The 26,013-nt window shown below is 58.1% G+C and carries 24 protein-coding genes; 16 read left to right on the top strand and 8 right to left on the bottom strand.

Annotated features, from left to right (window positions below; all coding sequences use genetic code 11):
• Positions 1-159: 159 nt before the first annotated feature.
• Entirely contained in the window at positions 160-3,018 is a 2,859-nt protein-coding gene (locus DCC24_RS07920; protein WP_110099389.1) for a fibronectin type III domain-containing protein, read from the top strand.
• Between the two features lie 125 nt (positions 3,019-3,143).
• Here DCC24_RS07920 and DCC24_RS07915 read toward each other — a convergent pair whose 3' ends face one another.
• Together DCC24_RS07915 and DCC24_RS07910 are read right to left on the bottom strand one after the other, a co-directional pair.
• Positions 3,144-4,601, bottom strand: coding sequence for a catalase (locus tag DCC24_RS07915; protein WP_110099388.1), 1,458 nt, complete (start codon positions 4,599-4,601; stop codon positions 3,144-3,146).
• 45 nt (positions 4,602-4,646) lie between these two features.
• Positions 4,647-5,195, bottom strand: a complete 549-nt coding sequence (locus DCC24_RS07910) for a Fur family transcriptional regulator (RefSeq protein WP_110099387.1) — start codon at positions 5,193-5,195, stop codon at positions 4,647-4,649.
• Between the two features lie 399 nt (positions 5,196-5,594).
• Here DCC24_RS07910 and glyA point away from each other — a divergent pair, with 399 nt between their 5' ends.
• Both glyA and DCC24_RS07900 read left to right on the top strand, forming a co-directional pair.
• Entirely contained in the window at positions 5,595-6,875 is a 1,281-nt protein-coding gene (gene glyA / locus DCC24_RS07905; RefSeq protein WP_110099386.1) for a serine hydroxymethyltransferase, read from the top strand.
• A 27-nt stretch (positions 6,876-6,902) separates the two neighbouring features.
• A complete protein-coding gene (locus DCC24_RS07900; RefSeq protein ID WP_110099385.1) occupies positions 6,903-7,790 on the top strand; it encodes a bifunctional methylenetetrahydrofolate dehydrogenase/methenyltetrahydrofolate cyclohydrolase in 888 nt (295 codons plus the stop codon).
• Here the strand turns inward: DCC24_RS07900 and DCC24_RS07895 are convergent.
• On the bottom strand, positions 7,787-8,248 hold the full coding sequence (locus tag DCC24_RS07895; RefSeq protein WP_110099384.1) for a MarR family winged helix-turn-helix transcriptional regulator: 462 nt from the start codon (positions 8,246-8,248) through the stop codon (positions 7,787-7,789). The two genes, DCC24_RS07900 and DCC24_RS07895, sit on opposite strands and share 4 nt — an antisense overlap.
• 121 nt (positions 8,249-8,369) lie before the next feature.
• On the opposite strand from DCC24_RS07895, the gene DCC24_RS07890 reads away from it, so the two are divergent.
• The 4 genes from DCC24_RS07890 (at position 8,370) to trpS (ending at position 12,781) form a co-directional block, all read left to right on the top strand.
• On the top strand, positions 8,370-9,950 hold the full coding sequence (locus tag DCC24_RS07890) for an MDR family MFS transporter (RefSeq protein ID WP_369860104.1): 1,581 nt from the start codon (positions 8,370-8,372) through the stop codon (positions 9,948-9,950).
• Positions 9,951-10,020: 70 nt separating this feature from the next.
• The gene (locus tag DCC24_RS07885; RefSeq protein WP_199446253.1) at positions 10,021-10,584 is read left to right on the top strand and encodes a hypothetical protein; all 564 of its coding nucleotides are present in this window, start codon (positions 10,021-10,023) and stop codon (positions 10,582-10,584) included.
• Positions 10,585-10,619: 35 nt separating this feature from the next.
• Complete coding sequence (locus tag DCC24_RS07880; protein ID WP_369860102.1) at positions 10,620-11,543, top strand: exodeoxyribonuclease III; 924 nt, start codon at positions 10,620-10,622, stop codon at positions 11,541-11,543.
• Positions 11,544-11,710: 167 nt separating this feature from the next.
• Entirely contained in the window at positions 11,711-12,781 is a 1,071-nt protein-coding gene (gene trpS, locus DCC24_RS07875; RefSeq protein WP_369860123.1) for a tryptophan--tRNA ligase, read from the top strand.
• Positions 12,782-12,799: 18 nt separating this feature from the next.
• Here trpS and eccCa read toward each other — a convergent pair whose 3' ends face one another.
• From eccCa to DCC24_RS07855, 4 genes are all read right to left on the bottom strand, one after another.
• Positions 12,800-17,053, bottom strand: coding sequence for a type VII secretion protein EccCa (gene eccCa, locus DCC24_RS07870; protein WP_233492029.1), 4,254 nt, complete (start codon positions 17,051-17,053; stop codon positions 12,800-12,802).
• Positions 17,050-17,985: a hypothetical protein gene (locus tag DCC24_RS07865; RefSeq protein ID WP_110099382.1), complete on the bottom strand. Its 936-nt coding sequence runs from the start codon at positions 17,983-17,985 to the stop codon at positions 17,050-17,052. Before DCC24_RS07865 ends, eccCa begins: the two co-directional genes overlap by 4 nt.
• A 63-nt stretch (positions 17,986-18,048) precedes the next feature.
• On the bottom strand, positions 18,049-19,356 hold the full coding sequence (locus DCC24_RS07860) for an EsaB/YukD family protein (RefSeq protein ID WP_158524635.1): 1,308 nt from the start codon (positions 19,354-19,356) through the stop codon (positions 18,049-18,051).
• Positions 19,353-19,634, bottom strand: coding sequence for a hypothetical protein (locus tag DCC24_RS07855; protein WP_183145634.1), 282 nt, complete (start codon positions 19,632-19,634; stop codon positions 19,353-19,355). Before DCC24_RS07855 ends, DCC24_RS07860 begins: the two co-directional genes overlap by 4 nt.
• Before the next feature lie 479 nt (positions 19,635-20,113).
• Here DCC24_RS07855 and DCC24_RS07850 point away from each other — a divergent pair, with 479 nt between their 5' ends.
• From DCC24_RS07850 to DCC24_RS07810, 9 genes are all read left to right on the top strand, one after another.
• Positions 20,114-20,449, top strand: a complete 336-nt coding sequence (locus DCC24_RS07850) for a hypothetical protein (RefSeq protein ID WP_110099380.1) — start codon at positions 20,114-20,116, stop codon at positions 20,447-20,449.
• Positions 20,450-20,522: 73 nt separating this feature from the next.
• Positions 20,523-20,831, top strand: a complete 309-nt coding sequence (locus DCC24_RS07845; protein ID WP_110099379.1) for a pore-forming ESAT-6 family protein — start codon at positions 20,523-20,525, stop codon at positions 20,829-20,831.
• Positions 20,832-21,012: 181 nt separating this feature from the next.
• A complete protein-coding gene (locus tag DCC24_RS07840; protein ID WP_110099378.1) occupies positions 21,013-21,351 on the top strand; it encodes a hypothetical protein in 339 nt (112 codons plus the stop codon).
• 26 nt (positions 21,352-21,377) lie between these two features.
• Complete coding sequence (locus DCC24_RS07835; protein WP_110099377.1) at positions 21,378-22,622, top strand: hypothetical protein; 1,245 nt, start codon at positions 21,378-21,380, stop codon at positions 22,620-22,622.
• A gap of 72 nt (positions 22,623-22,694) precedes the next feature.
• Entirely contained in the window at positions 22,695-23,210 is a 516-nt protein-coding gene (locus tag DCC24_RS07830; protein WP_110099376.1) for a hypothetical protein, read from the top strand.
• Positions 23,207-24,001: a hypothetical protein gene (locus DCC24_RS07825; protein WP_110099375.1), complete on the top strand. Its 795-nt coding sequence runs from the start codon at positions 23,207-23,209 to the stop codon at positions 23,999-24,001. Before DCC24_RS07830 ends, DCC24_RS07825 begins: the two co-directional genes overlap by 4 nt.
• 47 nt (positions 24,002-24,048) lie before the next feature.
• Positions 24,049-24,441: a hypothetical protein gene (locus DCC24_RS07820; RefSeq protein ID WP_110099374.1), complete on the top strand. Its 393-nt coding sequence runs from the start codon at positions 24,049-24,051 to the stop codon at positions 24,439-24,441.
• A 286-nt stretch (positions 24,442-24,727) separates the two neighbouring features.
• Positions 24,728-25,120, top strand: coding sequence for a hypothetical protein (locus tag DCC24_RS07815; RefSeq protein WP_110099373.1), 393 nt, complete (start codon positions 24,728-24,730; stop codon positions 25,118-25,120).
• Between the two features lie 188 nt (positions 25,121-25,308).
• Positions 25,309-25,503, top strand: a complete 195-nt coding sequence (locus tag DCC24_RS07810) for a hypothetical protein (protein ID WP_110099372.1) — start codon at positions 25,309-25,311, stop codon at positions 25,501-25,503.
• Positions 25,504-25,648: 145 nt separating this feature from the next.
• Here DCC24_RS07810 and DCC24_RS07805 read toward each other — a convergent pair.
• The coding region (locus DCC24_RS07805; RefSeq protein WP_199446252.1) for a transposase at positions 25,649-26,013 on the bottom strand (365 nt) is incomplete at its 5' end.

Here is a 26,013-nt window from a genome sequence, read left to right as displayed (position 1 = left end):
TCGCCACAGCACTGTGTGTGTGGCGAGCAAACGGTTCGGTCGGTGTCAATCCTACGCTCCGAGGAGACTTTGACCAGCGGGTGTCGTACGTTTGACTTTCCGACATAGCTAGAAAAGGATTACCTAAGTAAAACTCATTAACTCACGTTGGAGTGATCTATGTACAAGAGTCTGACCTTGCATAAAAATATGGTGAGGTGGTTGATCGCGGTTGCTGTGGCAACTGCTGTTGTCGTGACCGGTCTCGGGGTGACCCAGCCGGCCATGGCTGCGATACAAAGAGTTGAGGGAGCGACCTTCAGCTGGGGCGTCAATGACGAGGCGACGGGGCGGGCCCCGTTTGGTCACAATCTGCTCATTGCCGGGGAGGTCCCGAACATCAATGAGGGCTCCACCCGCGGTGCGCGGACATTATCGAATGAAGAATTTGAGCAGTACTTCAGCGGCCAGGAAGGCAATGTATCGATCACCGGGCCTGATGGCGAGGTCAATACTGTGAAGAACCGCTACAGACCGGGGTCGCGTGTCAATATTGCGAACGGGACCGGCCATGTGGACCCAGAAACGAACTCCGGTCGCATCGAATGGGACGGTAGTTTCACCGTGATGTTCTACTCCGGGATGGTGTACTTCACGATCCATGACCCGGTCCTGACCTTGAAGGATGGTCACGGGGCCGTTACCGCAGACATGACAGGGTATGGTTCGGCGATTGATGACTTTTCCAAATGGGAAATTCTAGAACGTGCTGAAGACGTGGACATTGCAACGTTTCATAACGTCTCCGTGGACCTGAGTGAGGACGGTGTCTCAGTGACTCCGGATTATCAGGGCGTCGCGGTGGGCAACGTCGCAACACCGCAGAAGCGGGAAGGCCAGAACTGGGGTAGTTTCCCCCAAGAGTTCATTGACTTCGTGGAAGCGACCGGGTTGGGAGCCTACTGGTACAGCTCAGGCGGTGCTGCGGACCCGAAGAAGCTACCGCAGGCTATCTCGGTATCCTACACGCTATCCGAGCTGGAAGACGATGCCCTCTTCGCGGTACCCAGCCTGCAGGTCAAAGACGTGACGGACACCAGCGCGGTGGTGTCCTGGTCGGAAGCCTATGGTGCCACGGGCTACCAAGCTCAATATCGTGCTTCTGGCGAGGAAGACTGGACTGATCTGGTAGATGAATCGGACCAGTCCGCCAAGATCACCGGCCTTGAGCCCAAGACTCAGTACGTGGTGCGGGTTCGTTCAGTGGCTGGAGGAAACTTCACTGACTGGAAGACCCGAACCTTCACCACGGAGGCGAAGAACTACGGTGTCACGCATCGAATCACCTCCGCTGATGCCATCGATGGCCTGGGGCTGGAGATCTCACAGCCTGGTTTGACGCTCGAGGATCTGCCGGCACCAACCGGGCGCAGGAAGATCGCGATGATGATGGGAATTTTTGATCAGCCGGTCTCAGCTACGCCACTGGCTACCTCTGACGCGTTGAGTTACGGTATGCAAACGCCCAACGGGCAGGAACACAGCTCCACGTTGACAGTTCCCGCCGATAAATTGAACCCGGCTGGTGAATATTGGGTGGCTGCCTGGACCGGTGTGGGGCATCTGACCCCGGACACCGCGATCTATCAGGCCAAGATCGAGCTGACCGATGAACAGCGTACGGCCTTGTTTGAGGGGCAGATAGAAGAACGTTCGTCGGCCCCAGAGAACCTCCAGGTTGACCGTGTCTTTGACGTTCGTGCCAGCATTAGTTTTGGTAAGGAGGAGCCTCGGGGCGCCTTGGTGGAAATCAAAAAAGCAGACGAACCAGACTCAGCGTATCGCGAGGCGTCCTCGTTGAGTGGTTGGGGACCTTTTACAGTGACCTTGGACAACCTGACACCGCAGACCAGCTACGTGGTGCGTGTTCGCTACGATGATCTCGACGAGAACAATGCCCTCGGTGACCCAGCTTTCGTTGAGTTCACCACCAACGCACCGCGGGAAGCATTGCCGAAGGTAGCGAATCCGCGAGCTGAGTCTGTTGACGCCACCTCAGCTGATATTCGGTGGGATGAGCTGGAGCGCGAGGATGTTCAGGTGATGATCTCCTATGGCCGAAGTGGTCAGACCGCACGCCGGGTTGTTGATGCAGAAGTTGGTGCTTCCCACTACACGCTCAGCCGACTGGAGCCGGACAGAGAATACACGGCCAGTATTTACGTGCGTTCAGTTGAAGACAAGCGCTTTACCGGCGAAGCAACGGACATCACCTTCAGAACTGCTTCGGAATCCGAACCTGACGTTTCAGAATCGGCTCAGTCAGAGTCTGAGACCCCTGAGGACGTCGAAACCGACGATGCTGAATCCAACGAACCGACTGAGAGCGCGCCAGCAGCAACCACCTCGCCCAGTGTGGACGTTGCTGAACCCTCAACGTCACAACCCCCAACTGATACCGCCACTGAGGAGTCTCCAAGCCAGAACGGTACTCCCGACGGTGCAACCGATGGTGCCGACGACCATCAGCACCTCACACTGACGGTCGATCCAGCACAGGGGACTGCTGGAGACACTGTCACCGTGGGCGGCATGGAGTCACTGGCTGGACAGCAAGTTGACGTGTGGTTCCACTCGGAACCAGTTCACGTTGCCGATGGTGCACCGATCACCGAGCAGGGAACAGTGCAAGTTACGGTGCCGGGCCAGGCCGCGGTGGGTGACCATGAGTTTGTCGTATTCCCCGCGGGTCAAGCTGGCGATGAACTTGGTCGAGTTGCATTCACGGTGGTCGCCCCGAAGACGGCTTCTGCGAGCCAGCAGCCGGGCGGCAGTGAAATCGCAGCTGCCTCAACGCCAGATCACACCCAAAGTGTGGACCAGGCGCGCGGTAGTGCTGAAGCCAGTGATGAGCACGAGGCCTCGGTAGGATCCTCTCTGGCCAAGACCGGTGCAACCGTCCGCGGGATGATTCTGTTGGCTGGTGCCTTGGTGGGCTGTGGATGGCTGTTGAGACGCAGACACCCTCACCAACACTAGGTTGATGTTCGGGCCGTGTCGATCAGAGGCCAGACAGCAAAAGTCCCGGTTCGGGAACCTCACGGGAGGCCCCGAGCCGGGACTTTATCGTTATTCCAGGTGGGGTGGAAACTTATCGAAAGAGACTAGCCACGAACCTTCTTCTCGATGGCTTCGCCGACTGTCTGGTCAATGTTCTTCCAGTACTCGATGGCGTTGGAGACCACCGGCTCAATGACCTGGCTGAGATCACCGGAGACGGTGTCTACCAGGTCGTCGCGCTCCTGCTGGCTGAAGACCTCGCGCACCATGGCACCGGGCTGACTAAAGTCATCGTCGTCCTCACGCAAGGTGTAGGCCTGACGAACCAGCTCGCCATCGGCCTCCCACGAGCTAGGCACAACGCCTTCTTCATCGGAGTAAGAATCCTCGAAGGAGTTCGGCACGTAGTAGGAGCGGGCACCGGTGTGCTCGTACCACATATTTCCCTCGAAGTTGTAGGTGTGGACCGGAACGATCGGCTTGTTAACCGGTAGCTGTTGGAAATTGGTACCGATGCGGTAGCGCTGTGCGTCAGCGTAAGCGAAGTTACGGCCCAGCAACATCTTGTCGGGTGACATTCCCATACCGGGAACCATGTTCGCCGGGGAGAAGGCAGCCTGCTCGATCTGTGCGAAGAAGTTCTCCGGGTTACGGTTCAGCTCCATCACACCAACCTTGATGCGGGGGTAGTCCTTCTTCGACCACACCTTGGTCAGGTCGAAGGGGTTCACGCGGTAGGTTTTGGCGTCTTCATAGGGCATGACCTGAACGTAGAGGTCCCACTTCGGGAAGTTACCTTCGTCGATGGCTTCCATCAGGTCGCGACGGTGGAACTCAGCGTCCTCACCGGCCAATTGCTGGGCCTCTTCGTTGGACAGGTACTCCACGCCCTGCTGGGAGATGAAGTGGTACTTCACCCAGAACTTCTCGCCGGCTTCGTTATACCACAGGTAGGTGTGGGAGCCGTAGCCGTTCATGTTGCGCCACGACTTTGGCAAACCACGCGGTCCCATCAGGTAGGTGACCTGGTGTGCGGACTCGGGATTCTGAGTCCAGAAGTCCCACTGCATGGTTTTATCACGCAGGCCGCTGTCCGGCAGACGCTTCTGGGAACGAATGAAGTGCGGGAACTTCATGGGGTCGCGCACGAAGAAGATCGGAGTGTTGTTACCAACCAGGTCGAAGTTACCGTCTTCGGTATAGAACTTCAGCGCGAAGCCACGAACGTCACGCCAGGTGTCCGGAGAGCCCAACTCGCCGGCAACGGTGGAAAAACGGGCCAGCATTTCGGTTTCAGCACCGGGCTGAAAGACCTTGGCCTTGGTGTACTTCGAGACATCTTCGGTGACGGTGAACTTACCGAAAGCGCCGGAACCCTTAGCGTGCGGGCGACGCTCGGGAACGTTCATCCGGTTGAAGTGTGCCAGAGTCTCGACCAGGTGGTGGTCGTGCAGGACAATCGGACCATCGGGGCCAACGGTCAGCGAGTTCCGGTCACTCACGGCAGGAATACCTGCCTGGGTGGTGGAACCACCGGGATTGACGTTCTTGGAATCAGCCATGTCAATACTCCTTGAAATAGTGGGGTGGATAGTAGGGGCAGGAAATCATTCGGGTGCGGTTTCGTTGTTCTGTGACCGTGATGCAACCGCAGACGCTGGGTCGAGAACTTCAGGTTCGGCCTGTTGAGCTGCGCACTCAGTGCAGATCCCGTGGTAGACCACGTGGGCCACGGTGATCTTCATCCCGTGGTAGCCCTCCGGGTGCATACATGGGGCATGGCCGACCGCGCAACTGACATCATCGATGCGACCGCACCCCGTGCAGACCACGTGGTGATGGTTGTCGTTGAGTTCGGGTTCGTAACGGGCGGGGGAATTTGGCAATTCCAGCTTACGGAGCAGGCCAACATGAACCAACGAGTGGATCACGGTGTAAATCGATTGGACCGTGATACCTGGCAGAGTGCGTCGGACCATGTCTAAGACGTTGTCGGCCGTTTGATGGGGTGTGGCCTCAAGAGCTTCCAACACCGCAAGGCGCTGTTTGGTGACTCGAAGCCCGGCCTCGCGAAGTTCAGGACGCCAGTCATGCGACACCGGGGCTTGAAGCGTCCCCGGAGCATCATGAGGTCGGTGTCCATGCTCTGCGATCATGTTTCTAGTCTCCCAATTTTGAATGACTCAGAAAAGTGAGGTGCACCTAAGCATGAATGATTCAAAATAACCGTTTCTCATGGGTTGGAGTGACCCCTGAAACTGATGTCATCGACAGCGTAGCTGGGGTGCGAAGCCAGCTAGGATAGAAGCGGTTGCACACTGCGTAGGTGGCCACACCAGCGGAAAGTGACCAGCACTAGCTGTGCGAGGTGTGATCTGCCAGGCGTTTTTTCGTCAGGTACGTTGCACTGTGTCACCGCTACTGCGCTGAGATAGAGCGGGTGATGGAGCCGTTCACCAGGGTTCCGCACTCCTGAAACGAACGTGCGCAACGAGTCGCGCACCCGTGAGACCACCTTGCCGGTGGCTGACGGCCCACGATTGTGAAGGATCACGATGACAGAGCAGAATTCGCTCAACACCCAACCTCTAGCAGAGCTCGACCCCGAAATTGCTACCGCCATTAACGATGAATTAGGCCGGCAGCGTAACACCCTCGAAATGATCGCTTCGGAGAACTTTGTTCCGCGGGCCATCCTGGAAACTCAGGGTTCGGTATTGACCAATAAGTACGCCGAGGGTTATCCGGGGAAGCGCTACTACGGTGGGTGTGAATTCGTCGATGTCGCTGAGAACCTGGCGATTGATCGGGCCAAGAGTTTGTTTTCTGCCGAACACGCCAATGTTCAGCCCCACTCTGGAGCTCAAGCCAACGTGGCCGTCATGCAGGCACTGATGGACCACGGTGACACCATGCAGGGCCTATCGTTGGCTCATGGTGGTCACCTGACCCACGGGATGAAGATCAATTTCTCTGGACGCAACCACCGCGTGGTCGCCTACGAAGTAGACCCAGATACCTACCGCATCGATATGGATCAGGTGCGCGAGCAGGCCAAGGCCGAACGCCCCGCGGTGATCGTCGCCGGCTGGTCGGCTTATCCGCGTCAACTGGACTTCGAAGCCTTCCGGTCGATCGCCGACGAGGTCGACGCCAAACTGTGGGTCGATATGGCACACTTTGCCGGTTTGGTTGCCGCCGGTTTGCACCCCAACCCGGTGCCCTACGCTGATGTGGTCACCTCCACCGTGCACAAGACCCTGGCCGGCCCCCGTTCTGGCTTCATTCTCTCCACCGCGGATTTGGCCAAGAAGATCAACTCCTCGGTCTTCCCGGGTCAGCAGGGTGGTCCGTTGATGCACGCCATTGCGGGTAAGGCTGTGGCCTTTAAGATCGCTGGTACGGAAGAATTCGCCGAGCGTCAGAAGCGCACACTGGAAGGCGCCAATATTCTGGCCGAGCGTCTCAGCGCCTCAGATGTGGCTGAGCACGGTGTTTCTGTGCTCACCGGTGGTACCGACGTCCACCTGGTGCTGGTGGACCTGCGCAACTCGGCCATGGACGGTCAGCAGGCGGAGGACTTGTTGCACCGCGCCGGCATCACTGTCAACCGCAACGCTGTGCCGTGGGATCCGCGTCCGCCGCGGGTCACCTCCGGCCTGCGCATTGGGACTCCTGCACTGGCTACCCGCGGATTCGGCGCTACCGAGTTCGAAGAAGTTGCCGATATCATCGCAACCGCCCTGAAACCTGGTGCCGATGAAGAGCAGCTACGTGCTCGCGTGGTGAAGCTGACCGAGAACTTTCCGCTGTACTCGGGATTGGAAAACTGGTAACGACGCTGCCGGAGGAGACTTCATTTCATGACGGCTCAGAAACTTGATGGCCGAGCTACAGCGGCAGCCATCAAAGAAGACCTGAAAAACCGCGTGGCAACTCTGCGTGAGCGGGGCAGGACACCGGGGCTTGCGACTGTGCTGGTCGGCAATGATCCGGCGTCACAATCCTATGTGGCTGGTAAGCACCGTGACTGCGCTGAGGTGGGCATTAACTCCATTCAGAAGCAACTGCCTGCAGATGCCACCCAGGATCAGGTGTTGGCTGTGGTGGAAGAACTCAATCAGGACCCCAACTGTACCGGGTACATTGTGCAATTGCCCTTGCCCGCGCACATTGACACCCAAGCTGTGCTGGAGGCGATTGATCCGAGTAAAGATGCCGACGGATTGCACCCCATGAACCTGGGGGCACTGGTTGCCTCGGCCTCAGCGGAGCTGAATTCTCCTCTGCCATGTACGCCTAAAGGCTGCGTGGATTTGCTCAAGCACTACGGCATTGATCTAGCCGGCAAGCACGTTCTGGTGATTGGTCGCGGGGTGACCATCGGTCGCCCCGCGGGCCTGGTACTGACTCGCAAAGATGTCAACGCCACGGTGACCCTCGCTCATACCGGCACCACCAATCTCGATGAGCTACTTGGCCAAGCCGATGTGATCATTGCAGCTGCAGGATCCCCGCATATGGTCACCGCCGACAAAGTCAAAGACGGTGTGATCGTGCTGGATGTGGGCGTCACGCGCGCCGTCGGTGAGGATGGCAAGGCCAAAATTACCGGAGACATTGACCCTGCTGTGGCAGAAAAAGCCTCGTGGATGGCGCCCAATCCCGGTGGCGTGGGCCCCATGACCCGGGTTGAGTTAGTCTCCAACGTGGTGGAAGCTGCCGAACGAGCCCTGGCCAACGCCGGCTAATCACGGGGACCGTCGAAGGTATCTAACACCTTCGACATAGCCTGCCGAATAGTACGCTGTTCGTCCTCCGTGAGCACATCCAGGAAGTGCCTTTTCACCGTGGAACGATGATCAGCTAGCACACTGGTATACACCTGCGCCCCGAGCTCGGTAATTTGGGCCACCACTGCCCGCTCGTTATCTGCGTTGCTTGCCCGTTGCACCATTCCACACTTCTCTAGTTGAGAGACCTGGTAGGTCATCCCCGAGCGCGAATGCGCCAAATAATCAGCCAGGGTATGCATACGCAAGCCCTCCGGGTGGCGATTGAGCCGATCCAGAATATGAAACTGTACCCGCGTGAGCTCGTGGTTCTCCTGCATGAGGCGTTCTGTTTGACGCCTCAAATAGGCGGCCGCGGTCATCAACGCGGTGTAGGTCTGCACCTGGTCATCGGACAGATCATGAGCGGGCATCATGAGGCTATCCTACGAGCTTTCCGCGGTGAGTTTGAATTCGAATTAGCGGGTGTTACAGTAGCCTGAGCGGAAGAGAGTTCGAAATCGAACTGACGGTGAGGTTTCCTGTTCAGGAGTTTGGGTGAGTACTGCCAGTAGCCAGCACAGATCGGCCGAGGATTCCGGGACGACTTCGGTCATCATGGTCTTTATCGGCCTGATGATTACCATGCTGTTGGCTTCGATGAACCAGACGGTTCTCTCCACCGCTCTACCCACCATCGTCGGTGAACTCGGTGGCGTTGACCAGATGACCTGGGTGATCACCAGCTACATTCTTGCCACCACTATTGCCATGCCCATCTTTGGGCAGATCTCCGATATTTTTGGCCGAAAACCCCTGCTGTTCTTTGCGATTGGGTTGTTTGTGGCCGGTTCCCTGGTCGGTGGATTAGCGCAAAGTATTGAGTGGCTGATCGTTTCCCGCACAGTCCAAGGTATCGGCGGTGGCGGATTGATTATTCTCTCCCAAGCAGCCATCGCAGATGTGGTCCCAGCCCGACAACGCGGTAAGTACATGGGACTGATGGGGGCAGTTTTTGCCCTGTCCTCGGTAGTAGGCCCCTTGCTGGGTGGTTGGTTTACCGAAGGTCCCGGCTGGCGTTGGGCTTTCTGGATCAACCCGCCGCTGGGACTGGTAGCGGTCCTTGCTGTGGCCTTCTTTATGCGCCTGCCCCGCCACGAACACGCCCGTTATGTGAAACTGGATTATTTGGGCATGACCGTGATGGCCACCGCCACCACCTGTCTGGTGCTGGTGATCACCTGGGGTGGACACCAATACGCCTGGAACTCACCGACCATCCTGGGGCTGATCGGTGCGGTGGTAGTACTTGCCGTCGCATTTATCTGGATCGAAGCCAAGGCCACTGAACCGGTGATCCCGCTGTCGCTGTTTAAGGAACCGAATTTCGTCTTGTCCTCCCTGGCCTCGCTGATGGTCGGGATTGCCATGTTCGGTGCCCTGGGGTATTTCCCCACGTATATTCAGATGGTCACCGGCGTCAACGCCACCCAGGCCGGACTGCTGATGGTCCCGCTCATGGGCTTCTTCCTGGCCAGTTCCATTGTGACCGGTATGCTGGTCTCACGCACCGGACGCTATAAGATCTTCCCACTGGTCGGAACTATCGTGATCATCCTTGGGCTCGTGCTGATGTCCGAGTTGCGTGTGGACTCACCGCTGTGGTGGCTGTGCACCACCCTGGCGATCTTCGGTATCGGGCTGGGCATGTCGCTTCAAATTCTCACCCTGATTGTGCAAAACGCCTTCCCGCATTCCATGGTCGGAACCGCCACCGCCTCCACCAACTTCTTCCGACAAATTGGTGCCACCACCGGATCCTCCGTCGTCGGGTCACTGTTCGTTCAACGACTCACGGCAGCATTGCAGGACCGACTCCCGGAACTTCTTTCTGGGGAGGTCGCCGGTGTTGACGGCGACGCGAACTCCTTGACCCCGGAAGCAGTCCACCAGCTACCCGCACAACTGCAAGATGCAATTGTGGTCTCGTATAACGACGCGCTGTTGCCGATTTATCTGTTTCTCACCCCACTAGTGGCTGTGGCCTTTATCGCTTTACTGTTCGTGCGCAAGACGCCATTGGCCACTAGTGTTAACCACCATCAACCTGCTGAGGTGATTCACCGCACCGGTGGGTAGAGTCCGGCCCGGTGGCAACATTGCAGACCCAATTGGCGTGGCACGCGATGGTTCAGCGATACTAAATAGCATGCAGTCCTTGGATTCATCCCAGCAACAACAATCCCGCCGTACCACTCTGAGTGTTTCTCGGCTGTCGTTGACGGTCATGATTATCGTGTTGCTGGTGGCCATCGTGTTCGCGGCCAACCAGAATGACGTGATCGGGTGGCTGGTGGTGATCATCAGCGGTGCCTGGTTGATCCTGGCTATTATCGCGATGTTCTGGGTACGCAAAGGCGCCCGAGCCATTAGCCGGCAGGCCACCACTCTGAACGCCAATTTGGCTGCTCAGGCCAACCCCGGTTCTGCTAGCGGTGGAGGAACCACCGTGGTGGATGAGCCGGCAACCGATCCGATGCGCGATACTAAACTGGACCACTCGTTCAAGATCGTGGAAGTCCAAAAGAGGGTGATCTCTCAGGAACTGGCCAAAGGCCAAGACGCCGATTCGGAGATGATCGACCGCGCCCTCGACACCATTGAAATGACCGCTGCCAATGCCCGGGACATGATCCGCCCGGATCGCCACCGTCGTTCTGATGACGATCAAGACTCCGGCGGGGGAGCGGTCTCCGGGACCGTCATTAACTAATCCGGGCTGCTGGGTTCACGCGGTAGGCTAGTGGGGTGACTGATTCGCCGCAGACCCCAAGCCCAGAGACCACCGCACCCGCCCGGGGCACAGCCAGCGTTCGCCACGCCCATGCTGGGGCCCCCAAACCCCAAGATGCAGTGCGGGTGGCTACAGTCAACGTCAACGGCATTCGTGCCGCCTACCGGCGAGAGATGAAGTCCTGGTTCGATGGGCGCGGAGTAGACATTCTCGCGTTGCAAGAAGTCCGGGCCAACGGAGAGATCCTGCGCGAGTTGCTTGGCGAGATCACCGGCGACGAATGGGATGTGACCCACATTCACGACGCTGAGGCAGAAGCTAAGGGCCGTGCCGGGGTGGCCGTCGCCTCCCGTTGGGAGTTTGACCAGACCCGCACCGGCATTGGGGATAGCTACTTCGACAACGCTGGGCGCTGGGTGGAAGTCGATCTCACGCTTCCGTCAGGTCAACCGGTCACCGTGGTGTCCGCCTATGTGCACTCCGGTGAAGTCGACACCCCGAAACAAGATGATAAATACCGGTTCCTCGACCAAATGTTGGTCCGCATGCCCGAATTGGCTACCGAGCATCGCTTGGCTGTGGTCACCGGTGACCTCAACGTCGGACACACCGAACTCGATATCAAGAACTGGAAAGGCAACGTGAAAAACTCTGGATTTTTGCCCGAAGAACGTGCCTATTTCGACCGGTTCTTTGACCCGGACCAGCTGAACTGGGTTGACGTGGGGCGTAGCCTGGCCGGAGATATCCCCGGCCCCTATACCTGGTGGTCCTACCGGGGCAAGGCCTTCGATAACGACGCGGGGTGGCGGATCGACTACCAGATCGCCACACCCGATCTGGCCGACAAAGCCATCACTGCCGTGGTGGATCGAGCCCCCAGTTATGACACCCGGTTCTCCGACCACTCGCCGCTGGTGGTGGACTACCAGTTCTAAGACTCTCCCTGGTGTCGGTGATGTTGATGCTGTAGTCCTGATTGTCCTGTTTTCCCCTGTTCTTCTTCTCGACGCGCCACGAGCTCAGAAAGGCCAAGATTCCCGTGAGTGATGCATCCAGCACTTCCTCGACCCCCGCAGCACCGACCGAGATCGGATCGGGACCGCTGGGCCCGGCCGACGTGCTCGCCACTGATCTGTCCAAGACCGCCCACCTGGTTGGGGCCTCTGGCACCGAGCACCGGGTGCTGTCAGGCATGCAGCCCTCGGCGGATTCCTTGCACCTGGGGAACTACTTGGGGGCGTTGGTGAACTGGGTGAAGACTCAGCAGGATTTCCAAACGCTGTTCTTCATCCCCGATCTACACGCCATCACCGTTCCCCAGGATCCGGAAAACCTCCGGCAACGCACACGGGTCGCTGCCGCTCAGTACATTGCCGGGGGAATCGACCCGGAACGCTCCATCCTCTTTGTCCAGTCCCAAGTGCCTGAGCACGCCCAGCTGGCCTGGGTGCTGGAATGCATGACCGGGTTCGGTGAAGCCACGAGGATGACCCAGTTCAAGGACAAGTCCGCCAAGGAAGGTACCGAGCACGCCGGGGTGGGGCTTCTGGCCTACCCGATGCTGATGGCCGCCGACATTTTGCTATATCAGCCACAGGGAGTCCCAGTTGGTGACGACCAGCGCCAGCACATTGAACTGACCCGTAATCTGGCGCAACGGTTCAACTCCCGCTACGGGGAGACCTTTGTGGTCCCCAACGGCTTCTACCCCGAAACCGGTGCCCGCATCTACGATCTGCAACAACCGACAAAGAAAATGTCGAAGTCCGCAGAGTCACCGAATGGGTTGATCAACATTCTCGACCAGCCCAAGGTGATCGCCAAGCGCATTAAGTCTGCGGTGACCGATGCGCAGACCGAGATCCGCTTCGACCCGGAAACTAAACCCGGGGTATCCAACTTGCTGTCGATCTTCGCTGCGATCTCCGAGTGCGAGATCGATGAGATCGTCGCCGAGTACCAGGGCAAGATGTACGGGCACCTGAAGGTCGATCTCGCCGAGGCAGTCACTACCCGGTTGCAGCCGGTGCGCACCCGAGCGCTGGAGTTACTGGATGACCCCGCCGAACTAGACCGCATTCTGGACGCCGGTGCCGAGAAAGCGCGCGAGATTGCTACCCCGGTGCTGGCCGAGGTGTACGCCAAGGTCGGGTTCCTGCCTCCGCGCGGCTAACCGGGTAGTGAGTCCCGGCTAACCGGGCTGGGCGATATCGGAGGGGGCTGCCAACTGAATGGTGCGCGGTTGCAGATCATCACCGATGATCATCCCGCGCCCGACCGGGAATTTCCGTGGCCTGTTGCGACCGATCAGCCGGCCCTCATCCGGATCCCCATCCAGCATGATCGTGGTGGCACCGGTCTCGCGCACACTGGTGATAAACGGCTCGAACATCGCCCGGGAGGCACCCCGGATTCGGCGCGCCATCAGCACGTGGAAGTTGATATCCACGCCCATGGGCACGAAAGGCACAAACGGTGTCAGCGGAGAAACCCCGCCGGCTGCCAGCACATCGTAGTCATCAACCAGCAATACGATCTGGTTCTCACTTGAGGGCTGGAAGGCCCCGGGCGTGGGATCCTGCGGGACCCGGTTGGTCAGCTCCTTGACCACCGCCTCCGAGAGCTGGGTGGCCAGTGATGCCGAGGTGGCATAACCGCCCATATACTGCTCCGGGATCACCTCGTGCAATTCCCGGCGCGGGTCGCAGACCGCGAAGACGAGTTCCTCACTGGTGTACTGGGACATCAGCTCCTGGGCCAGCGCGATCAGCGTGGAGGTCTTGCCGGAATCGTTATCGCCCATCATCAACAGGTGCGGGCTAGACCCGGTGAGATCCAGATACCGAGTTGAGGAATCCCGCTCCATCATGCCCAAGCGCAGGGTGCCCGGCGTGGTGGGTGCGACGAGCTCATCCTGGCGGATCAGGTGCGGTAGCAACCGGACCGTATGCGGTGAGGAGACCGGGTTCTTCTGGGTGATTTGAGTAATCGTGACCGACAGCCCCTGACCCAGGGTGGCCGGATCGGGGTTGGCATCCAGGCGGGGTAGTGCGATTTGACCGATCAGCCCATCGGTGTGGAACCCGCGGCCCGGTTTATCACCGGGGATATTCTTGGCGATCTTTGAACCGTGGACAGAATCGGCCGGTTCGGAGAGTTTCAGTTCCAACCGGGTCCCGAAGAAGGACTGCTGGGCTAGCCGGATTTCATTCCAGCGGGTCGCGGTGGCGATCACGTGGATACCGAATCCGCCACCGCGGGTCAGGATGGAGTAGACCGCGTCCTGGAGTTCATCGAACTCCTCGAGCAGCCCACCCCAGCCATCAACGATCAACACCACATCGCGGACATCAATATTGGGCAGTTGCCCGTCGTCGAAGAGCTGACGCATGGTGGCCAGCGAGTCGATTTCGCGCTCTTCAAAAATCTGCTCGCGTTCAGTGAGTAGATCGGCCACCTCTTCGACTGTACGGCGTAGCCGTTCGCGCCGGGTGCGCCCAGCGACCCCGGCCACGTGCGGTAGCTCCGAGATGCCCAGCAGACCGGTGCCCTTCAGGTCCAAGCCGAAGATGCTGACCTGGCGGGGGTCGTAGTTATCGGACAGCGATAGGGCCAGGGTTTTCAACGCGGTGGACTTACCCGAGGAGGGTCCGCCCAGGATCACCACGTGCCCGCCCGCGCGGGTCAGGTCCAGCTGCCAGGGCCCCTGCCACTGGTGGGCCGGATCATCGAGCAGACCCAGGGTCGCGGTCAGCGGTCCCGGCGCCGAGGAATCATGGCGGTGGGTGCCACGCCCCGCAGTGGGGGTCTCGGCCAGGGCGGCAGTGGAGACCCCGGGGGCCTCGGTGCGCCCGGTGGAGGCCACCGCGACATCCAAACTCACCGAATCCGGTAGCGGGGCCAGCCAGATCGGGTCGGTGACCCGCGGTTTGGAGCGCATGAGCTCCACCGCGGTGCCCAACACCGTGGGGCCCTGGGTTTCAGGTTCTAGCCCGCCACCGGGGACCAGCTCTTGTTCGCCACAGCCTTCGTCTCCCTCGGCTTCGGCCAGTTCGTGCTGGTGCTCGGCCTCCAGCTCCTCGGCCCGGACCCGGGCAATATCGTCGAGCAGCTCACTGGCGTAGTAGAACTCGGGGATCGCACCGGGGTGGTCGGTGACCGGAACCGAGTCGTCCGTGGTTTCGGCTGCCATCGGTCCGGAGACGAAACCGGCCCGGAACCGGGTATAGACGGTGGTATCGACCTTGAGATAACCGTAGCCGGGTAGCGGCGGCAGGTGGAAGGCATCGGGGGTCTCCAACACCGTGCGGGATTCGGCCTCCGAGAGGGTTCGCAAGCCCAGCCGGTAGGACAAATAGGTATCCAGCCCGCGGATCTTCCCGCCTTCCAGGCGCTGGGAGCTCAGTAGCAGGTGCACCCCGATCGAGCGCCCAATACGGCCGATGGACATGAACAGTTCGATAAAGTCTGGCCGGGCCGAGAGTAACTCGCCGAACTCATCGATCACCAAAAATAGGTGCGGTAGCGGGGGCATGGCCTCACCCTCAGGCGTATCGGCCAACCGGTGGCGCAATTGCTGGTACTCGGTGATCGAGGACAAGTTGCCGGCCTGGCTGAGTAGCTCCTGGCGGCGTAGGATCTCGCCCTGCAGTGAGGAATAGATGCGATCCACCAGCGAGACATCATCGGCCAGATTGGTGACAATACCAGAGACGTGAGGGATCCCGGCAAAGGGCGCGAAGGTCGCACCACCCTTATAGTCGACCAGCACCAGGTTCAGCATATCGGGCGGGTGGGTCAGCGCTAGCGAGAGCACCAGGGTGCGCAAGAGTTCAGACTTACCCGAGCCGGTGGCCCCAACACACAGCCCGTGCGGGCCCATACCGTTATGGGCGGACTCTTTGATATCCAGCAACACCGGGTCCCCGGCATCATCCAGGCCGATCGGGACTTTGAGAAAGTCCGGGCCCATCCGGGGTTGCCAGGCCCGCTCCAGGGCCTGATCGGTCATTTCGGTCATCTCCAAGAGCTTGGTAAAGGACTGGGCCTGATCATTTTCCGTGTGCTCCAGCGAGTCATGATCTAGCCGCATCGGGGCGACCATCCGAGAGATCCCGGCGGCCAGTGCCGGACCGGAATCATCCAGTGCGCCCAAGAAGGTCTGTGGGGTTCCAGTGCCGGCCAGACCGAAATTTTCGATCCGGGTTTGGGTTTCCCCGATATTTCCGGTGGCCTTGATGCGGGCTGAGATCTCCCCGGGCTCATCCAGCTGTTCGGCAACCGCGTGAATCACGGTGACACCCAGCTGGTGGCTGGTCTCGGTACCCGGGACCGAGAAATTCTCTACCGAGCGGGACCGGGTCAGATCGATAATGATCAACCGGGGAACCGCGGTCTGCAGAATCTTGGCGTGGATGGTATTGCGGCGCGATTCGGCCGAGGACTGATACCGGTGGGCCAGATCCTGTTTGAGTAGCTTGGCTAGCTCCGGCATGCTCGGGGCCAGCCGGGGCAGCGGGCCACGTTGGGTGGGCTGACGCTGATCCAGAATATGGGGAACCCGGCGCAGCCAAGACCATTCGGCCTGAGCATGCCGGGGTACCGCGACCGCTAAGTGCACGTCTTCGGGAGAGTGCAGGCTGATCAGCTGCAGGATGATATTCCGGATCGCCGTCGAGCAGAAAAGCGAGGATCCGATCACCGAAACCGTGTGCTGTTGGGCAAGATTCAGCGTCAGTGGCAATTCCGGGGTGGTGGCGAATCGGTCCTGGAGCACCTGCAGTTGTTCGGTCAGGTGCGGGTCGGTTTGCTGGGAGTAGTCCTCTTCGCCCTGCAGGCGGATCGGGAACCCGGCGCCATCGCCGACACCGAGACGAATGTCGAGAAAGTCGGAGTGATGCCGGCGACGTTCCCAGGCACGCCAGGGCGTGGCCAGATACTCGATCAGGGCATCCGGCGGCGGATTGACGTCGGCAAGTTCTTGGCGGCGCTGATTTTCTTTGGCGGTTAACTCATCACGGACGCTCTCCAAGTATTCCAGATAGGAATTCCTGGCGCGCTGGCGCTTGCGGGTTGCCTTACCGGATTGGGACATCATCATCACGATCGCCCCGATCACCGTCACCACCATCATGATCGCCCCGACGGCGGCGAACGGGGAATTGCGTAGCAACATCATCACCGACATGGCCGCGGCAATACCGATCAGCGGGATCAGCCCGATAAAGCCCATTCCGGCTGCACCAGTATCCTCGATCATCGGGGGTTTATTGACGTTATGCGGTTCCGGTTCGCTGACCGGAACCGTGGAGCGGGCCGGACGGTGAAAGAGCCCGCCGGTGTCGATCCGGCTATCGGTCAGGGCGGTGGCCTCGTGAACGGGGGTGGCCGATTCTTCTGCCTGTGGTTCTGGGTTCGCGGTTTTGGTCGTTGCTCGTAGGCTCACAGTTCTCCGTCCGTGGCAATTTTCAGGGCGCGGCCGGCAATCGAGGCCACCTGGAGGCGCGCCTTCTCGGATAACAGTGATAGTTGTACCGGGGCTCCGGCGGCCAGGTGGAGGTCGTAGCGCAATGTCAACAGCGAACGCCGTCGGGTGGCCGCGAAATGGTCCTCTAAGCGTGAGTGGCGCGCCATCTTCCAGAAATCGCGCCGGGTGGCCCGGCTGGTTCGGTAGCTATCGACAAGCAACGGCATCATCGCCAGCTCCGGGTAGGCCGCGGCGACCCGGGTGCAGAATTTCTCAGTGGCTTCCACGGCAGCCGGATAACACGGCACCGGAATGATCAGCTCGTGTAGCCCGTGGTGCAGTGGCTCGAGCAGGTCCAGGCGTGGTGGCAGGTCGAAGAGTGTCACCGCAGCGTTCTGGGCGTAGTACTGGAAGGCATCGTTGATGCACTCGCGATCCAGATCATCGGGGTGGGTGGCGAACTCGCTGACCACGGTGAGGTTCTCGGCCGGATCCGGGTCGATCCGTCGTTGCAGGCCGGCCTCAGCGGATAACGGGTGGTTGAGCTCAACGGCATAGATCGGCTCGGTACGAATCGAGACAAATTGGCGTGCCATCAAGGCCACCAGGGTGCTCACCCCAGCCCCGCCCACCGGCGACATCACCGCGATCCGGCGCCCCGAGGTCACCGGGGCCTGGCACATCTCCAGGGCGTCCTCGAGCTGTTCCGGGAAGGGATCGGAGGCGAACAGGTATTTCACCGCTCGCCAGCCACGTAGCACCAGGCTATCGCCGCGACGCGCCGGCAACTCCGGGGAGGAGGGCGCGGGTTGTTGGTGGCGACGTTGGCTACGCGGAGTTTCGGGTAGCGGGTTCTGCTGTTGGGGTGGGGGAGTGGAATTGAGGCGAGAAACATTTCCGTGAGAGTTCATCTCGGTAAGTCCTCTCAAATTTGGGACATGATGTGGTGGTCACCGGCGGGAGTCAATGACCGGCTAGAACACATTGACCAGTTGGCCGTAAATACCGAAGGTTCCGATCAACAGCGGGAAGATCGTGATGGCCAACAGCATCTCTGCCCGGCGGGCGGCAATCCGCAGCCAGGCGGCGATATGCGGTGGCAACTGAAGCAGCCGCACGGCCACAACGATCACGATGGTGGCGATCAACAGCACCATGGTCAGCCAGTCGGGCACGTCGTTACGGAACAGCCAGGCGTAGTAGACCAAGCCCAGTAAGAGGGTCGCGATCATGGCGGTACGTTCAATCACCTGCGGCATGGTGCGCGCTCGCAGTCCGATCAGTGCCAAGAGCACCAGACCCAATCCGATGGCCCAGCCATTATCCCGTAGCTCACGGAGGAGATACAGCCCAGTCACAAAGGACAGGCAGCATACCAGTACCGCGGTGGAGAGACCTTCGTGGGCCTGGCTGACCGCCCGGGAGATGCGGACTCGCTGGGGTCGCTCACCGGCGGCTAGGTGATCGTCGATGCTGGTGAGCCCGGAGAGGATCAGGGCGAAGCGTGGCAAGATCCCGATGATAATCACGGTTGCGGTGGCCAAAGACATGCCCCGGTAGCCCAGATCATCGATCCAGGTGATTCCAGCCCACCACAGTAGTCCGAAGAACACCATGGAGGTCACCGCGATCACGATGGTGTGCATCGCTCGATGCGTAACGGCTAGACAGAGCACTAGCAGTCCGAACCATAGGCAGGATTCAAACCACGCCGAGGTGATCCCGTCGCGGTAGTTCCACTGGGTGAGCGCGAAGATCAGTGCTGAGGGGATGACCAGTTCCAGGTCGCATTTGACCAGTTCCTGCCCCAGGCCGGCCATCAGAGCGAGGAGGCCGGCGGAGATACCTAGTCCGATATTGCGGGCCAGATCGGGCTCAAGCTGACCTTGTAGGCCGGTCACGAGCACGGTGAGCAGCATCGTGAGCAGAGCAATCGTGGTCAGCCGGCCTCGGCGAATGGTCCACGTGGCGGCGGAATCGGAGGTGAGTTGCCCGGTGGTATCGGCCAGGTCGTAGACGATGGGGGCATGAATGGCTTGATCTCGACGATCCAGCCGAATTTGTGCGCCATCAACAATCGAGGCGTCACTCAGGGTCTGAGAGGTCGATAAGGAGCGACCACCAACCGGAGTCAAGGTCAGTTCGCGGGGGTTCGGCGGAGATTGTGGGTGGGTCAGCTTGAGAACTTCGGGCATCAGCTCACCGACTGGAACGGACTCCGGAAGCATCAGCTCGACATTGCGCTGGTCAGATAAGACAGTAAGGCGTAAGTATTTGCTCATGACTCGACGTGCATTCCATCCTGATCGATCATCATCACCACTACCGCACCGTGAGGATTCAGTCGTTGCCGCTCTTGTTGTTGAAACAGATGCATGATGAAGGAATATCCCACGCATCCTGCGCAAATCAGAGCGGCCACCACGAGGCTAATAATGGCGTGTTTGATTCCGTCGTTGTACTTTCTATTGCGGCGTTCGCGGCCAAAAAGAAAAGCCATCGTTAGTCGCTGGCGACGAACCGAGAGAGACTCTAGGAGTTGTTCGTCATGATCGAGCATCAACTAGTCCTGTACTTCTGTCATGGGGGCAAAGTTGTCCCAGGTGGGCACACTTCATTTTTGACGGTTTAGTCGGAAAAATCAATATAACCCCAAGCCGTGCCAGGTATTTCAAATCTGCAAACGAAAATAAATCCCCTCGGAGTGGATAAGTGTTTCCCTCCGATGAATAAAGGGTTAAATCTGAGTAACCTGCGTTTGGGTGGTCGTTACTCTCCCAGGTCAGTGCAAAGTTATTCAGAATCACGACAATCTCGCTACGTCCCCATGCTCATGCGGAAGCAGCGTCTCGATCCGTCGCTGACTTCGGAATACTCAGGAAATTATCAGGGATGAACGGTGGATTCTGGCGGGGCGTATCTGCAATAGTTGCATCTGTACCCGGAAAGTTCGGTCGACAATGTGAAGACAGTCCGTGAATCATTAATTTTTAGACTTTCGATGTATTGCGTCGTAGAGAAGATCAAAGGAGAGTTATCGTGAAATTCGATATGGGCTCAAGCACCCTGTCCACCTTGAACCAGCAGACCTCCGGTTCCAATGATGATCTGGGCGGACTGGTCCGTCAGCTTGTTGATGCCGTGACTCCGCTGGAAGGTAAGTTCAACGGTCAAGGTCGCGCTCGGTTTGACGAGTTCAAGGCTCGCACCGATGAGGTAGCTGATGACCTGAACTCCTCGTTGGCCCGCATCGTCCAGGGGCAGTCCGAGATGGATACTGCCACCGTGACCGGTGACCAGGAGACCGCAGACAACGCCAGCCAGAGCCAGAGCAAGGCCAACTTCGAAGGCGCCCGGTTCTCCTCCAGCCGCTAACCTCCTCCCGGTGCCTGTCAGGTCACTGCTGAGAGATAACCCAGACTTTTCTACTTCACAGGAGTAATTCATCATGGCAACTATGGATCGTATTTCCTACGACACCGACGTCTCCGCAAACGTTCAGTCCGATATCCACGGCATTGTCGGCCGTTTGGAAAACCTGATGAGCCAGCGAGACCAACAGGTCGCTCAGGCTATGTCTGATTTCCAGATGGATGGCGTTGACGCCGAGTACCAGCATGTGGAGACCCGGTGGCGCAATGCCTCCAACGAGGTCAAAGCCATTATCGCTCTGGTTCGTGAGACCCTGTCCACCAACGATCAGACCGCCACCACGACCCAGTCGCGGACTCGTCAGGCTGTGTCCAACATCGGGTAGTCGTTACCGACGTTCCTTGCTTATGGGCGGGCGCATTTCCTTCGGCGATGGCGTCCGCCCGTTTGCGAGACAAGGGTTCTTTTGTACCCCGTCGCCTCTACAACTGTGCTGTGAGTTTTGGCGAGGATGACTGACTACTACTTCTTGTATTTCAAAGCCCCAGAAAGTCGCGAGATCTAAGATGTTCTACGAAATTCACCCCGAAGCAGCCCGGTCCACCATTTCGCAAACGAGTAGCAAAATACCTGAAATCGAGTCCGCTAACGATTCTCTGGAATCTCAGGCATCGTCCTTGGGAGGCCAGCTTTCCTACAGTCCGCAGACCTCGGGCGCATTGAACGGCGACGTCAGCCAGGCGTTCCAGTCCGCTGGAGAAGCGTTGGTCTCAATGCTCCAAAACAATATTTCCGCCACCACGGAAGCCGTCAATGAGTATGGCAACGGTGATCAAGCTATGTGCGTGGCTGCTGATGGGGCACTGCAACAGGTCAACGTTACTGATATGCCAGGTGTTCGGTAAGAGGGATTGACCAGAGAGGAATTGAGATGGCTTTTGATGTCCCGGAGGTGGACAGTCCGTCGGTCGTGAGCTCTGGTGCCCAGGAGATTAGGACTGCTGGGGAGAAGATCGACCAGAAGATGAAAGATGCTTCCAGCGCTTGGCAACCGATTCGTGGCCAATATCGTGCGCCTGAAGCAAGCCAAGTGTATCGCGCAATGAGGACACCTGAAGAGATGGCGACAGAATTGATGTCTGCCGCGGATAAAGTTGGCACTGAGTTGGACCAATACTCTTCTGAACTGGCGGTGTTGAAACAACGTAGAGAAGCCCTTTTAGGGGAAATTGCCGCTTACCAGGCGGCGAACGTGGCGGCTGATCTTAGCGATCCTGCAGTCCTGGAGTATTTCAAGCGGTGGGAAGCCGAACTGCATAGGAAGTGTTTTCACCTTAGGGTAGGCGTAGAAAAAGCAGATTCAGAGTGTGCCACCTCGATCCGGTCGGCTGCTCAAGGCGCTGGTGATGGCATTGGTGAAACGTTGTTGAATGCCATTTTCCGCAACAATAATGTCGAGGGAGCCTTGGGCACATTATTTCAGGTTGGTCGACTGGGTGCTGATTCCGTCAAGTACGGCAGTATGGCGTATTTCGTCAGGAACGGTCGTGTTCAACTGCGGCAAGGTTGGGCCCCTCAGCTCTTGCAGAACCTTGCAGGGAGGGGGAAGTTTGGCGAAGGTCTGGCCAGGATCCTGTCCAAATGGGACGCTAGCGCTGTCACGAACAACGGTCAGTTCCTTGCCAAGAACTCGCCAATGAATCCGATGGCACACCCGAAGGGCCCCTTTGAAGCCCTTCAGACGGTGATTGCACGGAGTACCCTCAAGCTTGATGGTAAGAACTCGCGAATCCCCAATGCGGGTCATGGTGGCAAAGGTGGCACGTGGGACAGAGTCGCGAAGGGGTCCAAGATTGCCTCCCGTACCGGGAACGTCTTGTCCTTTGGAACTTCTATCGTGGAGTCTTGGCAGACCGACTCCAGTACACATCCCAATATGGGTAACGGTGAAAAAGGCACACGGGCGGTTGTTTCTGGTGGTTTTACTGCCGCTGGTGGATGGGCCGGTGGCAAGGCCGGTGCGTCAATTGGCGCCGCCGTTGGTTCTTTCGCAGGCCCCGTTGGTACTGTGGTTGGCGGTGTCGCAGGCGGTATTGTCGGCGGTATTGCAGGATCTAAGGCTGGTGGCTGGATCGGCGACAAGGCCAAAGACCTCGTCAGCGGATTATTTAACTGACGTTGTTGAGACGTTCAAGTTCCGGCGCTATTCAGGGAGCTCGGGAGTAGCGATAAGTTGTAAGGAGATGGAATGCCTAACTCAGGCAAGGCAGGGTCAACGGACAACACAACCTATACCCATCCGGAGATGGTCTTTGAGGTTTTTGCACCTCGCGGGTGGGAAGAAGACCTCTCCGGAGCTGATCGCGGGGTCTTCATCTACCTTTCCGACGAGATCTGGAACCAGCAGTTTCGTCCCAATATCGTTGTCATCCAGCGAGCAGCTGAACCTGGCACCGAATCGTTGGAAGCTTTAGCACGCGCCCAAGAACCTGTTGAAGCTTCATATCCCGAAGCCTTAGCGGATTATCGGCTACTGCATCTGGATGCAGACACCATTGGAGTGCAAGGTCTTCTCGGGTTGCTTCGTGTAGCGTCCTATAAAAACCCCGATGACCTTCCTCTGACGATGTTTCAGTGGGTGGTAGTACAAAATAACGTCCAAGTTGACCTCACCATCACCTACCCGACAGAGATGTTCGGAGAGCGCGCTCAACTGATTTTAGACATGGGGCATGGACTGTTGTGGAAGGAGGTGGCATCATGATTGAGCAACGAAGCACCGGCCGGGAAGGCTCCGGTGTAGAACTCAGTGCTGAGACTTTCATGACCCTGCTGGATCAGGGAGTGCCTCACGATGGATCTGAAATTTTCGATGTGAACGAGCGGGTTGTCTTTAGTAGCCAGCACGTCGCTCAGGGCACGGAAGAGATCTGGAATACGCTTCAGACACAGCGCTACAACGTCACAATTTCTTCCACAAATGGTGTCGGAATTGAAGACAATAGGTTTTTGTGGCTGGGGAGAGACGCGTGCGTGACTGCTGAAACCATCCAGGTTCAGTCAGGGTCTGATGCTCCTACCTTTTTATTGCGATCTCATCCACTCTCAAGCCGGTATACCGTGTTGATTGATTTGATGGGACTGGTGGCTATTGCCGATACGAACTTCGTGTCGGTAGATGCTGTCAAGATCCCAGCCAAGACATGGGAAAGTCTGGTAGTCGGTCCAGATGCTGGACGACAACAGCAACTAGCCCAACAACTAGCCCAACGACAAGCCTCAGAGCTGGTCGCCCAAGTATCACCTGACATGGCTGACGATATTCGTCGAGGTTTCTATCAGCAGGTTGTTGTTGTCTCTGAATCGCCTACTGAGCAGGGACCAACGCCGATTGCGACTGCTTGGATGTCGACTCCACACGGTTATCTGTCCTTCTTTTTGCAACCTGGGAAATTTTTTGGAAAAGCGCACTATTTGGAGCCGGTCGACGCCTGGATGTTGTTCATGATGGCTTCTTATCAGCTGCCGAGACAGCGAATGATTTCTACGTGGTAGGCCTGCGGATTGGTCCAGTGACGGTGTCATAAAAGGGGCGTGAGCTGGTGGAGATTCTTCTCTGGATAGGTATCCTCGTCGTTACCACGGCGGTATTCATTTTCTATATGTTCCATGTTCGGTTTCAAGAGAACGCGGAATGGTATGACGATTGGCGCGAGCCGGGGAATCTTTGGATTATGCCCTACTGGACTCCGGCGATGATTGTCACTGCATTGGGTCAGCTGTACGAACTGTCGGGGTATTGGGGCGGTGTTGTCGTCTTCAATCTGTTGCGGGTTGTCGCAATAATTACCATCCTCATGATTCCGATTGGGCTATTGGGGGTGCTCGGTATCCCCTTACCGTGGCCTTTCGTTCCCCGCTGGGTGGTTGAGCGACGTAAGAAAGATCGTGCTGAAAGGAAGGCGCGTCGTCGGAGGCGAAAAGAAGGCGGATAGCCTAGATTCGTCGAGGTTTCTATCAGCAGGTTGTTGTTGTCTCTGAATCGCCTACTGAGCAGGGACCAACGCCGATTGCGACTGCTTGGATGTCGACTCCACACGGTTATCTGTCCTTCTTTTTGCAACCTGGGAAATTTTTTGGAAAAGCGCACTATTTGGAGCCGGTCGACGCCTGGATGTTGTTCATGATGGCTTCTTATCAGCTGCCGAGACAGCGAATGATTTCTACGTGGTAGGCCTGCGGATTGGTCCAGTGACGGTGTCATAAAAGGGGCGTGAGCTGGTGGAGATTCTTCTCTGGATAGGTATCCTCGTCGTTACCACGGCGGTATTCATTTTCTATATGTTCCATGTTCGGTTTCAAGAGAACGCGGAATGGTATGACGATTGGCGCGAGCCGGGGAATCTTTGGATTATGCCCTACTGGACTCCGATGGTGATTTTCGTTGCATTGGGTGAGCTGTACGAACTGTCGGGGTATTGGGGCGGTGTTGTCGTCTTCAATCTGTTGCGGGTTGTCGCAATAATTGCCCTCCTCATGGGTCTGATTGGGCTATTGGGGTTGCTCGGTATCCCCTTACCGTGGCCTTTCGTTCCCCGCTGGGTGGTTGAGCGACGTAAGAAAGATCGTGCTGAAAGGAAGGCGCGTCGTCGGAGGCGAAAAGAAGGCGGATAGCCTAGGCAGTACTGGGAAGGAAGGTCGTTTCTCATGGAGATTTTGCTCTAGATCGGGCTGTTCGTTGTTTCGACCGCGGTGTTTATCTATTTCATGATCTTTGTGCGCTTGCAAGAGAACACCGATTGGTATAGGGACCACCGTGAAATTCCTAACCTGTGGGGTCATCCCGTACTGTTCCCCGTTTCATGGCTATTGCCGTATTGATGTTGCACGAAATCTCGGGATATTGGGGCGGTTTAGTCACGGACTTTGTCGTTACGGCTCTGACTATTGGCTCCTTGGTCATGGCTGTGATCGGTTTGATTGGTGCTGTGGGGTACCACTTCGAGGGTGTCAGGAGTTTTGTGTGTGAGGCTCTGATCCTGAAGGAGTTTCACTGATAATGACTACTGTGGTACCGAAGAAAGGCTATGACCCGAGTAGGGTCAATGAGATCAGCGCGAAGCTGATGGAAAACCCGGAAATCGCCGAACTGATCGGCGAGCTGTCGGAGGTTGTCAATTCTGTTGTGTACGGGGGTTGGGTTTACAGGTATGGGTTCATTCGGTCGGGGTAGGCTGCCGCGAGTTGGGCTAGTGCCTGTTTCCAGTTCGTGGTGACTTGTCCTTCGACGAGTCTGCCGGCGGCTTTGCGCTGGCTGGCGGGTTTGCCGCGTTCCTTGGCTCGTTGGCGTGCGCGTTTGTCCTCGATCGTGCAGATCGCTAGCCACAAGAGTTTCACCACCGCGTCGTCGGTGGGGAACTGAGTGCGGTTCTTCGTGACCTTGCGCAGCTGATAGTTCAATGACTCGATCGCATTCGTCGTATAGATCACCCGCCGCAGCGCTGGCGGGAACGCCAAAAACGGCACGAAACGCTCCCAGGCGTTTGTCCAGGTCGCGACCGCTGACG

Source organism: Auritidibacter sp. NML100628 (genome assembly GCF_003185985.1).
In the GTDB taxonomy this organism is placed as follows: Bacteria; Actinomycetota; Actinomycetes; order Actinomycetales; family Micrococcaceae; genus Auritidibacter; species Auritidibacter ignavus.
Note: the sequence above shows the minus strand (reverse complement) of the source record. Positions and strands in the feature narration are given on the sequence as shown.